General features: G+C 59.4%; 10 protein-coding genes. 7 read left to right on the top strand and 3 right to left on the bottom strand.

Going from position 1 to position 12,249, the window contains the following annotated elements; genetic code table 11:
• Window positions 1-9: 9 nt before the first annotated feature.
• Genes QQK16_RS18160 through QQK16_RS18150 form a run of 3 tightly spaced genes read right to left on the bottom strand, consistent with a single transcriptional unit; the run spans window position 10 to window position 3,769 of the window.
• Window positions 10-438, bottom strand: coding sequence for a hypothetical protein (locus QQK16_RS18160; RefSeq protein WP_284197896.1), 429 nt, complete (start codon window positions 436-438; stop codon window positions 10-12).
• 2 nt (window positions 439-440) lie between these two features.
• Window positions 441-2,477, bottom strand: coding sequence for a methyl-accepting chemotaxis protein (locus QQK16_RS18155; RefSeq protein ID WP_284197895.1), 2,037 nt, complete (start codon window positions 2,475-2,477; stop codon window positions 441-443).
• Between the two features lie 32 nt (window positions 2,478-2,509).
• On the bottom strand, window positions 2,510-3,769 hold the full coding sequence (locus QQK16_RS18150) for an HD-GYP domain-containing protein (RefSeq protein WP_284197894.1): 1,260 nt from the start codon (window positions 3,767-3,769) through the stop codon (window positions 2,510-2,512).
• Window positions 3,770-3,894: 125 nt separating this feature from the next.
• On the opposite strand from QQK16_RS18150, the gene QQK16_RS18145 reads away from it, so the two are divergent.
• From QQK16_RS18145 to QQK16_RS18115, 7 genes are all read left to right on the top strand, one after another.
• The gene (locus QQK16_RS18145) at window positions 3,895-4,506 is read left to right on the top strand and encodes a response regulator (RefSeq protein WP_284197893.1); all 612 of its coding nucleotides are present in this window, start codon (window positions 3,895-3,897) and stop codon (window positions 4,504-4,506) included.
• Window positions 4,507-4,683: 177 nt separating this feature from the next.
• Window positions 4,684-7,806 carry a PAS domain S-box protein gene (locus tag QQK16_RS18140; protein WP_284197892.1) on the top strand — a complete coding sequence of 1,041 codons (3,123 nt, stop codon included), beginning with the start codon at window positions 4,684-4,686 and terminating at the stop codon, window positions 7,804-7,806.
• On the top strand, window positions 7,803-8,192 hold the full coding sequence (locus tag QQK16_RS18135; protein WP_284197891.1) for a response regulator: 390 nt from the start codon (window positions 7,803-7,805) through the stop codon (window positions 8,190-8,192). Before QQK16_RS18140 ends, QQK16_RS18135 begins: the two co-directional genes overlap by 4 nt.
• Window positions 8,193-8,194: 2 nt before the next feature.
• Window positions 8,195-8,512 carry an Hpt domain-containing protein gene (locus QQK16_RS18130; protein ID WP_284197890.1) on the top strand — a complete coding sequence of 106 codons (318 nt, stop codon included), beginning with the start codon at window positions 8,195-8,197 and terminating at the stop codon, window positions 8,510-8,512.
• 88 nt (window positions 8,513-8,600) lie between these two features.
• Window positions 8,601-9,308, top strand: coding sequence for a class I SAM-dependent methyltransferase (locus tag QQK16_RS18125; protein ID WP_284197889.1), 708 nt, complete (start codon window positions 8,601-8,603; stop codon window positions 9,306-9,308).
• Between the two features lie 91 nt (window positions 9,309-9,399).
• A complete protein-coding gene (locus QQK16_RS18120) occupies window positions 9,400-10,260 on the top strand; it encodes a transporter substrate-binding domain-containing protein (RefSeq protein WP_284197888.1) in 861 nt (286 codons plus the stop codon).
• Window positions 10,226-12,238 (top strand): sensor histidine kinase, encoded by a 2,013-nt coding sequence (locus QQK16_RS18115; RefSeq protein WP_284197887.1) that lies wholly within the window; start codon window positions 10,226-10,228, stop codon window positions 12,236-12,238. Before QQK16_RS18120 ends, QQK16_RS18115 begins: the two co-directional genes overlap by 35 nt.
• Window positions 12,239-12,249: the final 11 nt, after the last annotated feature.

The raw sequence follows: 12,249 nt of genomic DNA, 5'->3' as shown, positions 1-12,249 counted from the left end.
CCGAATGGATCAGGCGTCTTGATCCAGCCCGGCGCGGGCATCGAGTACGCGGCGCCAGTAGCGGATTCGGCCCTCAAAAGTCTTGCCAGCCAATTGCACGAACTCATGGGCACCGCGTGAGTGCCGTGCCGAGAAAATCAGGCTCTCGGCACGGGTGACTGACGTGAACTGCTCCCAAGCCCGGGTCAGGTTCTCGGCGTCTGGGTGTGTCAGTATCAGGGCGCTGATGATGGCGAGGTCGGCATCGGCCTCGCGCCGCAGCATCAGTATGTCGATAGACAGTTGCTTGTTCATTTCGGCCAGCTCACAAACCAGGGTATTGAGCTTGTGTATGGCCGCCTCCGGCGTCATGGGGGCTTCCAACATTGTGGTGGCTGCCGCAGCCTCGGGTGCCGCGGTATCGACCGCCGCTGCGTCGGCATAGTTTGCTTGGCGCATGTTCAGGCCTCATTGAAACGGAAGGTCGAGACTTTTTGTTCCAGGCCCATGGCCAGGCCGCGCAATTGCTCGGCTGTTGCTGCTGATGATTCCGCTGCCTGGGTATTCTGCTCAGACATCTGGGCGATGGTCTCGACCTTGCCCGCTACTTCATGCGCAACCGATGATTGCTCTTTCAGTGAGGCGGTAATCTCGCTGACAACCTCGACCACACGAGCCGATCCCTCCCGTATCTGAGCGATGGCCGATCCAGCTTGGCTGGCCAAGTCCACGCCACTCTCCACTTTGCTTACGCCTTCACCCATGCCGTCCACAACGCCCTGTGTGCCTTGTTGGATGCGTGTCACCATTTCGCCTATCTGCTTGGTGGAGGCCGTGGTGCGTTCTGCCAGTTTGCGTACCTCGTCGGCCACCACGGCAAAGCCTCGGCCGGTTTCGCCTGCGCGAGCTGCCTCGATGGCGGCATTCAGTGCCAGTAGATTGGTCTGGTCGGCAATATCTTTGATGACACTCACGATGCCGCTGATGGCCTCGGCGTCCTTGCCTAAAGCGCTGACATTGCTGGAGGCGCTGCGCACGGCTTGCGCGATCTGCTCCATGCTCTCCACAGTCTGGTTGATCACCGAGCCACCTTCGCTGGAAGCCTTGCCTGAATCGGTGGAAAGCCGGTGTGCATCGTCCGCATTGCCTGACATATGGCTGATGCTGACGGTCAGCTCCTCTACCGCTGCAGCCATGGCCGCTGCAGCATTGCTTTGTTCACTGGTGGAGCTGGCTACCTGGGTGCTGATGCTTGCCACATTGCTGGCTGCTGCCATCAGTTCGCGGGCACTGGCCTGGATATCGCGCATGGCGCTGCCCAGCTTCGCCGCCAGCTTGCCGGCACTGTGGGCGATATGGCTCATTTCGTCGTTGCCCTTGACCGCTGGCAGTGCAGTGAAATCACCATCTGACAGGCGTGCCATGTCTGCCTCGAGCGCCTCGGCTCGCAAGGTGAGGTCGCGGGCGAAACCCGCGATCAGCCAGCCAACCAGCAGCAGCACGGTCAGGGCGACTGAAATCTGGGCGACGAACATCTTTTTCTCATAGGCAAGCCGTTTCGACAAGCCATCATGTACGACTTGCTCGTACATCAGGGTCTCGAAGCTATCCATCTCAGCCAGCATGTTGCTGATCTTCCTGAAGTAGCCCGATGCATCCTGACCCAAGGTGCCGGTTTGCAGCACTTGCTTGCTTAATTCCTCTCGCAACGCGGTAATGACTTGCCTGGTGGGTTCCCATCTTGCATTGACCTTGGTGCTCAGCTCGGGGTGGAAGTCCTCAATGAGCTCGATATCGTTGTCGATGCGATCGATGTTCGAAACCACGTCGTGATTCAACAAGGTATCCAATTTGCCCAGAGTGCTTCCGTCTACCCCTTTGGCGGCCATGGAAGCAAGCAAGCCTCGGGTTTGAGCCAGCCGCTCCCGAAGTTGAGGTAGCTGGTCCACCATGGTCACAATAAGGTAGTAGGCATCGGCCTGTGGGTCCAGCAACAGCCCCGTGTCACCTGCGACATGGTGGCGATACTCGTTGATCAGGGCGATCAGGCGGGTATGCGCTTCAAAGTTCACGGAGGCACTCTTGCTGCGCCAATCCACCTTGAGTTGCTGCCAGTTGCTAGTGATGGCGTTGACCTTATTCTTCCATTGATCGGCATGCATGAGTTTTTCCTGCGCGGCCAACTTGGCTAGCACGGCGTCTGCCTCTACCGCAGAATCACGCGCTACGCTTTCTAGCGAGTTGTCGCCATTCAGATAGGTTGTGGTTGCACCACGGTGGCTCGCTATGGCGTTAGCTAGGGGTGTGAGCGTCTTGACATATTCGGCGCCTGCCAGCTCAGCCTGGTCGCGCTGTATGTCGGCATAACTGTCTATGGCGGCACTGATCAGAAGGAACAAGCCGGGCAGCACCGAAACCAGAAAGATCAGCAGGAATTTGCGCCGATAACTGAGCGCTCGTGAAAGTTTGATGGCAGGGCGTAGCAGCGTGGAGTACATGATGGCTTCCTTGTTACTTCCCGGGAGGAGTGTCAGTTGAACCTGGCGAGGTCGATGCCCCACTTCTCTGCTTTTTCGTGTCCGGTAATGGAGTCGGCGCCACCGCGGCCCATGGGGCGCGACAGGTCGATAATCTGCGGTGTGAGGTAATGCCGCTTCTGGGTATCGTAGATCACCTTGAGCTTGGGTTGCAGCAGGCTGTCGGGATGGTGTTCCACCACGATACCCAGCCGGCCGCTTTCCAGCAGCACCAGAGTGCCGACCGGGTAGATGCCGATGCAACGGGTGAAGGCCTTGACCAGATCGGGGTCAAGGCGAGTCTTGCTCCACTCGAATATCTTGCGCAGCGCCTCGTTGGGGGGCATGCCCTTGTGGTAGCAACGGTCAGCAGTGATGGCGTCGTAGACATCGACTATGGCAGCCATGCGTGCCAGGGTGCTGATGTTGTCTGCGCTCAATCTATGTGGGTAGCCCGAACCATCAATGCGCTCGTGATGGTGCAAGGTGATATCCAACGGGATTTCATCTATCCCCTCACTTTGCCGCAGCTGTTCAAAACCATCCATGGGATGGCGTTTGATGATGGTGAACTCCTCATCGGTGAGCTGCCCGGGCTTGTTCAGTATGTCGTCTGGCACCAAGGCCTTGCCGGTGTCGTGGAGCAGCCCACCCAGGCCAGCCTGGTGCACGGTTTGCATGTCGAATCCCGCCGACAAGGTAAAAGCGATCATCAGCGTGCCCACGCTGACCGAGTGCAGGAAAGTGTATTCGTCTTGGTGCTTGACATGCGCTAGCCCAATCAGGGCGCCGGGGTTACGCAGCATGGATTCTGTCAGCGCGGTCACCATGTGTTCGACTTCTTCCAGCCGTATGGCGTGGCCCAGGCGGGCATCGCGCATCACGTTCTTGACCAGCCGGGTGGCTTGGCCGCGTAGGTTGCGGGCGCGGGCTACCTCTTCCTGTAGTGATACCTGCTGCACGAAAGCAGGCTTGGCCTGCGCCACGGCCAGCATCTCCTGGTCCAGCTGCCGCTTCAGCTCTTCATCGGTTTGTGCATGAGGGGCATCCAGCCCCAGTTCGGTATCTACCGCAACAGTGCGTATTCCACAGGCTAAGATGGTTTGTATATCGTGTTCGTTCTCCAGCCTGAACTGCGAGCGTATGAATGGATGGGCTGACCAATCTACGCCCAGATCATGCACATACATGCCGACTTTCAGCTCCTGACTGGGGACATGCTTGATCATGGATTGCTCCGGTGCATCGCGGCTGGATCTGATGAGGGTGTGCATGCGGTGCATTCTGCTCGGCAGCTTGTGTCTGGGTAACTAGGTCGATGCCTAGTGCGCGGTCATCCGGGTTATGACAAACCAATAGGGCGGCTATGCAGGAAGCCAAAACACAGCGATACAGGGTAGTGATCGCCGATGACCACTTGCTGGTGCGCAAAGGCATACGCACTTTGGTGGAGGAACTCGGCCACGAGGTGGTAGCTGAGGTGGACGAAGGCATAGCGGCAGTGGCCGCCGTCTTAGCGCTGAAGCCGGATCTTGCCTTGGTAGATATCGCCATGCCCGGCCTGTCTGGTATTGAGGTGGTGCTGCGGGTTGCGGTCAGCCTGCCGGGTGTGCGCCTGCTGTATCTCTCTGGCCTATCGGACAAGGAGGCGGTGATACAGGCGCTACGGGCGGGGGCGGATGGCTATTTGCTCAAGGATTTTCTGCTGGACGACCTGGCGGTCGCCTTGCAAACCGTGATGCGGGGTGAGCGTTACGTGAGCCCAAGCCTACCGGTAGCCATACATCAAGCACTGGAGGGCAGTGAGGAGCCTTTGCTGACGTCCAGGCAGATCGAAGTGCTTCGGGGCCTGGCCGATGGTTTGACGCTCAAGCAGATCGCTCGAGCCATGAATGTGAGCCCAAAGACCGTGGAGTTTCATCGTGCCAAGCTCAGCGAGCGCCTGGGGATCAGGGATATTCCGGGCTTGGCTCGCTACGCCGCCAGGATGGGGCTGGTGGGCGGACGTTGATCGACAAGCGGGCAACTAGGTGCTTGCCTAGCTGACATTCAGATGGTTTTGCAGCAGCCTTTGCTAATGAGCGAACTTACTCTTCCCAGCGCGGCGCAGCTTGCCATTCCAAATAGCATGTGGCGTCACGCGGTGGTTCGCCGCTTCGCATTGATGTATTGCGTGTTGGCAATGACCATGATGGTCGGTCTCGCGGGATTACTATATCTATTGCATCAAAAAGCCTTGGCGCAGTCTGAGCGCGAATTGACGAATCTAGGCCATTCGCTGGTGGGGCAGGCGCGCGACATGATACGCAGTGTGGATATTGTGTTGCGAGATACCCGTGAGGGTCTGATGCGGGCTAAGCAGGCGGGCGAAGTACAGACTCCGGCCTACTTGCATGAACACTTTCGCCAGCGTATTGCTGGTGTGCCGCAAATTCGATCGATGGCGCTTGCGACCGCTGGTTCTGATGTCATCGGCCACTCGCTTACACCTTCGCCCCAGGTGGCGATATCGGATACCTCCAGTTTCCGCGCGCATCTGCTCCATGCTTCGAACAAGCTGCATGTGGCCGAACCCCGTCAGTCAAGGGTAGACGGGCAGTGGGGGGTGGCGCTGTCCTTGCGCATGGAGGACGCAGATGGCCAATTTGATGGCATTGTTGCTGCGGTGATTGATCCTAGCGTAGTGCAACAGTTTTATAAGGGTATCGAGCTGGGCGAGGGTACTGCAGTTTCCTTGTTTCGCGCTGATGGGATCTTGCTGGCCAGATGGCCGCAGAGCGCCAACTCTATAGGCCTTTCTTTCAGTAACGACCCGATATTCACTGAGTTGTTGGATGAAATGGGGCATGGTTTCGCCCTGCTGGATAGCAGGGTGGACAATCAGCGACGGTTGGTGTTTGCACAGCGTGTCGGAGACTACCCTTTTGTGATTGCGGCGTCCCGCGACGAGGCTTCGGCTTTCGAAGCGTGGCGACATACTGCCCTTGCACTCGTGGCGGCGACGAGCCTACTTTTAGTTGGCGCAGGGTGGCTGATGCTTCGCCTTGCCACACAGGAGGCTAAACGGCGGATGGCTGAGGCAGAGCTGGTGGGAACCACGCAGCGGCTTCGCTTGATTGATGTGGCCTCGCCAGTGGGGTTATATGTGTCTGATCCCTCTGGCTTACTTAGCTATGTGAACCCAGCCTATACCCAATTGCTGGGTGTGCAGGCGGTTCGTCTAGTGGGTCAGGCATGGATCATGTTGCTGCATCAGGACGACCGCGAGGCGGTTAGCCGTTCCTGGCAGCAAGCTGTTGAGCGGGGTGAGCCATTTGCCATGGAGTATCGCTGCCTATGCCCCGATGGACGCATGCTTTGGGTCAGCAACCGCGCGGAATATTCTCCCTCGCAAGCGGCACAGGGGGCTTATGTCGGTTCTATTGAAGATATTACTGCCCGGCGCGAGCATGAGCAGTTACTGCGCGAGACCTTGTCCCTGCAGAAAGCAGTGCTGGATGGTACGGCGTATTCCATTGTCTCGACCGACCGTAGTGGTTTGATACGCAGTTTCAACCGAGGTGCCGAGCAGATGCTGGGGTTTTCTGCTGCCGAAATGGTGGGCAAGGCGACACCGGCCCGGTTTCATGACCTGCAGGAGGTAGTGGCTCGGGCGGCGGCGTTGTCTGTTGAGTTGGGCGAGCCTATACCGGTCGGGTTTGAGGTATTCGTAGCCAAGGCACGTCTTGAGGGCGTGGAAGAGAGGGAGTGGAGCTATATCCGTAAGGATGGCCAGCGCATTCCGGTACTGCTCTCGGTGACGCCACTGCGAGATGAACTTGGGGAAATCGATGGCTACCTGGGTGTGGCGCATGATCTCTCGGAATTCCATAAGGTGGACAAGCTCAAGCGCGAGTTTGTCTCCATCGTCAGCCATGAGCTACGTACCCCACTCACCTCCATCCGTGGTTCGTTGGGCCTGGTGGCAGGCGGGATAGGCGGTGCGTTACCGGAGCGCGCCAATGAATTGGTCAAGATTGCCCTGCAGAATGCCGAACGACTGGTGCGGTTGATCAACGATATTCTGGACATCGAACGCATCGATGCTGGCCAATTGACCCTGCGCGTGCAATGCACCGAGGTTATGCCGCTGCTGGAGCAGGCGCTGGCCGATAATCAGGGCTATGCCGACCACCATGGTGTAAGACTGCAGTGTTTTGGTCAGGTCTATGGTGCGTTGGTGGAGGTTGATGTTGATCGCTTTGGTCAGGTAATGGCCAACCTGCTGTCGAACGCCATCAAGTTCTCGCACTCTGGCGGCGGGGTGGAAGTCTCCGTTATTCGCGATGGCACGCGCTTGCGTATCGAGGTCTGCGACCACGGCCCGGGCATTGCGCCAGCGTTTCGAGACAAACTGTTCGAGCGCTTCAGTCAGGCGGATTCCACCGACGCCCGGCGTCGCGACGGCACTGGCCTGGGGTTGGCGATATGCAAGTCGCTGATGGCGCAGATGCATGGAGAAATCGGCTGCGACAGCAGTGAAGGGGCGGGCAGTTGTTTCTGGCTGAGCCTGCCTTTGCAGGGCTTGCCGACTGGGCCTGCAGATATGCGGCCGCCCTCGCTGGTGCCCCGGATACTGCTGTTGGAACAGGATGAAAGCTGCGCTGCACACCTGGCGCGACCGCTGGTGGAGGCGGGTTTCCCGGTGGAACTGGTGTACGAGGCCAATGAGGCGCTACTGCGTTGGGAAAGCGGACGCTTTGGCGTGGCCTTGGTGGGGCCGCGTGCGGTTAGCGGTGGCGAGGGGCGGCTGGAGCAGATCATGTCCCGAGACCACCAGGCCAGGGCCATCCTCTTGCTTGGCGATACCCCAACGGCAATGCCAGTAGATGCCCGCCTGCCCTGGCCCTTGGAACCCCAGCAATTGTTGGCGGGCTTGCGCCGTGTGCTGGTGGGTTTGCGCTCGGCCCAGGTATTGCTGATTGACCATGATGTGGGACTGCAAACCCAGTTGGGTGCAGTCCTGCCGCAGGGTGTGGCTTTGGACAGTGCCAATACTCTGACGGCAGCACGCCATATGCTGTGCCGCCGTGATTATGACCTGGTGCTGATGGACCCGGCATTACCAGATGGCGATGGACTAGCATTGCTGCCTCTGTTGTATGGCTTGCCAATGCGCCCGGAGATTGTCTTGCACACTTCTGATGCGGCGCTGGACACCGGCCTGACGGGGGCGCTGCATCGCCTACCCAAGGATGGCAGCGTGGAGTCCATTGCCGACTTGATCAATCAGAAACTGCGGCGGCGCCGTGGGCAGGAAGACACACCATGAACATGCCCTTGCAGCGCATCCTGTACGTGGAGGATGACCCTTCCATCCAGACCGTCGTCAAGCTGGCGCTGGAACTGGTGGGGGGCTATCAGGTGGAAGTTTGTGATTCGGGCAGGGCGGCCATGGCGGCACTGCAGCGCTTTCGTCCGCAACTGGCACTGCTGGATGTCATGATGCCCGGCATGGATGGCCCCACCACCTTGCAGCACTTGCGCGAACAATTTGGATTTGAACGGCTGCCGGCGATTTTCATGACCGCCAAGGTGCAGCCTGCTGAGGTGGCGGTGCTCAAGTCTCAGGGCGCCTTGGGCGTGATAGCCAAACCGTTCGACCCTATGACGCTAGGCGGCGAGCTGGAGCGGCTTTGGTCGGGGCAATCGCAATGAGCATGGCTCCTGAAAGACAGAAACTGGAGTCGGCATTGCACTCCCTGCGTTTGCAGTTTGTACAGAACCTGGCCGCTGAGGTGGCCAAGGTGGATGCCCAACTGCTGCGTTGGCAGGCTGGAGATGAGGCGGCGCTGGGTGCAGCGATTTCGCTGGCCCACGGCCTGGCGGGGGCGGGTAGCTTGTTTGGTCGTCGTGACGTGACGCTGGCAGCAAGGGCGCTGGAGCAACTCTTGTGCACGCTGCCCGATGATTGGCAACTGCAATTGCCGGCAGCCAGGGCGGCCCTGTTGAAGTTGGGCCAGATGGCGACTGAATAACCAAGCGAGCACTGCTTGGGGGGAATGATTCAGCGCTTGGTCTATCTGGCACACTGTGGGCATCCTGGCCTTGATGAGCTGCAATGCGATGAATACCCCGAGTGAACAAGGCGTGCGTTATGACGCACGCCATGCTGCCGCCTACGACCGCAAGATACGGCAGTTGATCCCTGGCTACGAGGCCTTGCATATGCTGTCTACCCATGTGTTGGCCGAGCAATTACCTGCAAAGGCGCATATTCTGGTTTCAGGTAGCGGCAGTGGTGAGGAAGTCCTGCGTTACGCCCAGATGAGGGCGGATTGGCTGATCGATGGGGTGGACCCGAGCGAAGAGATGCATGCAGTGGCGCTGGCCAAATGTCGCGAGGCAGGCATAGCGCAGCGCATCAAGCTGCTGCAGGGGCGCCCCGATAGTATGGCCTTGGCAGAGGGCTACGATGCAGTCACTTCTTTGCTGGTGATGCACTTCCTGCCAGATGATGGTAGCAAGGATCGCTATCTGCACGCGCTGGCCATGGCCTTACGGCCAGGCGGTGTGCTGTTGTTGGCGGATTGGGTGGGGCAGCGCGGCGAGGCTGAATGCGAGGCGATGTTCAGGGTGTGGCGCAGGCAGCAGGACGCAACGCGTGACCGGCCTGATCAGGTGGAGCTGGATTTCTCGCACCTGGACCAGCATGTCTATCCGGTATCGGCCCAACGTCGCGCGGCGCTGCTGGCGCAAGCAGGGCTGACAGCGGGCGCTTGCTACTGGCAGGCCTTGGGTTTGTCGGCCATCGTCGCGTACAAGCGAGCATGATCAGCGCCGCACCATAAGGTGGCGCAGCGCGCTTAGCGCCCGCACCACACAAGCAGGTTATATCGCGGCTATCACGAACGGAGTGGGCGGCATGTTGCGACATATCCTGTTTGTCTGTCTGTTGGGGCTGGCACTGCCAGGTCTGGCTGATGCCACTTCAGCCGGAGCCTATCGGTTTGCGCCGGAATCAGACTATGGCCCTTTTGTGTTTCAGGATAGGGATGGCGTCATCAAGGGCTTGTCGGTCGATTACCTGAACCTGATCGCCGAACGCGGTGGCCTGCGTATCGAAACACTGGCTGCCGCATCGCTGAGTGCCAACCTGGCACTGGCCAGGCAAGGGCAGGCGGATATTCTCACTTCCTTGCGGCCCACCCCAGAACGGGGCGAATTCCTGCTGTTCACCCCGCCTTATGTGTCGGTGCCGGCCGTATTGGTGGTGCCAGGCAACCGCGGCCTGCCCGGTGGCCTTGCGCAGATGGCGGGACAAAAGGTGGCGGTGGGTACGGGATATGCGGTGGAAGCCTATGTTCGGCGGCAGTTTCCTGCCGTGCAATGGTTGGGGATGCCGGACGATCACCAAGCCCTGCGGGCCATGCAGCGCGGCGAGGTGAGTGGCGTGGTGGCGGACATTGCCAGCATCCGGCACCTGCAGGTGCAGCACGGTTTCACTGAACTGGTGGTGGGGCCATCAGTGGGGTTCAATTACCCCTTGAGCATGGCCTATCGCAAAGATATGCCGGAACTGGGCAGGCTATTGGAGCGCGGCCTGGGGCAGATTACGCCCAGCGAGCGCGAGCAGATATACCGGCGCTGGATAGGCGAAGCGCCGACGCCCGACCAGGTCGATCTGAACCCGATGCTCTACTACGCTGGCGGGGTGTTCTTTCTGCTGGCGGTGATCTTGGGCGGATGGCATGCCATTGCATTGCGAAAGCCATCAGGTGGCTAGCTTGACGCACAGGTCGCGCCTTGCTTGCAGCATCCTGCTCTGGAGTTTGGCGTGTGGGGTGCTGGCCTGGCTGTCTCTCTATCTATCGAGGCATGGTGGTGGCGTTGCTAGCCTGTGGTTTGCCAACGCAGTTGCCATCGCCAGCCTGTTGCAGCGGCCATGGGCCGAGTGGCCAGTGCGTCTGCTGGCGCTTGGCCTAGTCATCGCCCTGGCCAATTTGCTGATGGGCAGCAGCGGGTTGCAGGCGCTCTGTTTTGCGCCTGCCAACCTGCTGGAGATCAGCGTGGCGGTCTATCTGTTTCAGCGTCATGTGCAGTCCGGGAGTTGGGCAGATAACCCTACCAACCTGCTATGTTGCTTTCTGGCATGCGGTGTCGTACCGGGCCTGTTCGGCGCTAGCGCTGGGGCACTGGTGCTGCTGGCCAATGATATCGGGCCACTGGCGAAAGTGTGGTCGACTTGGTATGTCAGCTCGCTGGTGGGTGCGATGACCGTACTGCCCTTTTGCCTGCAACTGCGTTTTGCCGGGTCGCCTTTCTTGCGGGCGGAGGTGGTCTCCAGGCCGACACTGGCCTGGCTGTTTGCCTGCCTGAGTTTTCAGGTGCTGGTGCAGCTCAAGATGCCTTACCCCTTGGTGGCATTGCTGGCGCCCCTGGTCATTGCTGCGGTTTATCTGCCATTTGGCAGCATGGCGTTTGTGGTGGCAGTCTGCGCGATCACCCAGTCGTTATTGATGGGGCTAGGCGTGATGCCCTTGCCACCGATGACCGCAGAATGGCAGCTGCTGCTGGTCTATGCCACCTTGGCACTCACCTTTATTGTGCCCTTGATACTGGCATCGGCGACTCGTCAGAACAGCCTTCGGCAAATGGCGCTGGTCAAGGCTGAGTCGGCGGCACACGCGTCGAACCTGCGGCTTGAACAGCACCAGCAATTGCTCGACGAAGCAAGCCGGCTGGCATTGCTGGGTGCTTGGGAGGAGAGCGGCGATGGACAGTACCAATGGTCCAAGGCGCTGTTTACCTTGCTTGATCAGGCGGGAAATGCACCAACAGGCTGGGAGCAGTTGCTACCACGGTTTGAGCCTGAGAGTGCGGTGCTGTTGCATCAGGCGTTGTTGGCAGCACGTGCCCAGCAGCGGCCGTGGGATATCGAACTGACCTACCTGGGGCAGGGGGGGCGCAGGGTGCAGCTGCGGCATATAGGCCGGGGGCGTTGGAGCGCGGATGGCGTCTATCGCTTGTGGGGCGTGGTGCAGGATATTACGGCGCAGCGAGAGCTGGATGCGCTCAAGAGCCACTTTGTTTCTGCCACCAGCCATGAGTTGCGTACGCCGCTGACTGCCTTACATGGTGCGCTCGAGATGCTGGCCTATACCCAGGCGAATGCATTACCGGCGAAGGCGGCCGAGCTGCTGGAAATTGCCCGCCTCAACAGCAGTCGATTGACGCAGCTGATTCAAACCATTCTGGAATACGAGAAGATCAGGCTGGGCAAGCTGGAGGTGCAATCGACCAGCGTGGATATGTGTGCGCTGACATTGGCGATGGTACGTGAGTTGCAGCCTTATGCAGCGGGGTTTGATGTCCGTTTTGAGGTGGAGAGTGGCAGTGCCTCACTGTTGGCGCTGGCAGATGCTGGTCGCGTGATGCAGATCATGACCAATCTGCTGTCCAATGCAGCCAAGTTCTCACTGCAGCACGGGGTGGTTAGCGTTGCGCTGTATGAAGACGCGAGCGATGTTTACTGGCGGGTACGCAACGGCGGTGAGCTTATCTCGGTGGAGATGCAGGAGCACCTGTTTCAACCCTTCTACCAGGGAGATCGCCGCGATGGCCGCCAGCATTATGGCACGGGCCTGGGCCTGTCCATCAGCCAGGCGATTGCGCATGCCATGCAAGGAGAGATTACCTGCACCAGCGATGCAGAGAGCGGCACCGTGTTTACACTGCGGCTGCCGAGACAGGGTGTGGGATAGGTCAGGATAAA

This window comes from Chitinimonas prasina (assembly GCF_030160395.1).
GTDB classification, from domain to species: Bacteria; Pseudomonadota; Gammaproteobacteria; order Burkholderiales; family Chitinimonadaceae; genus Chitinimonas; species Chitinimonas prasina.
This window is presented reverse-complemented; position numbering and strand designations above follow the sequence as displayed.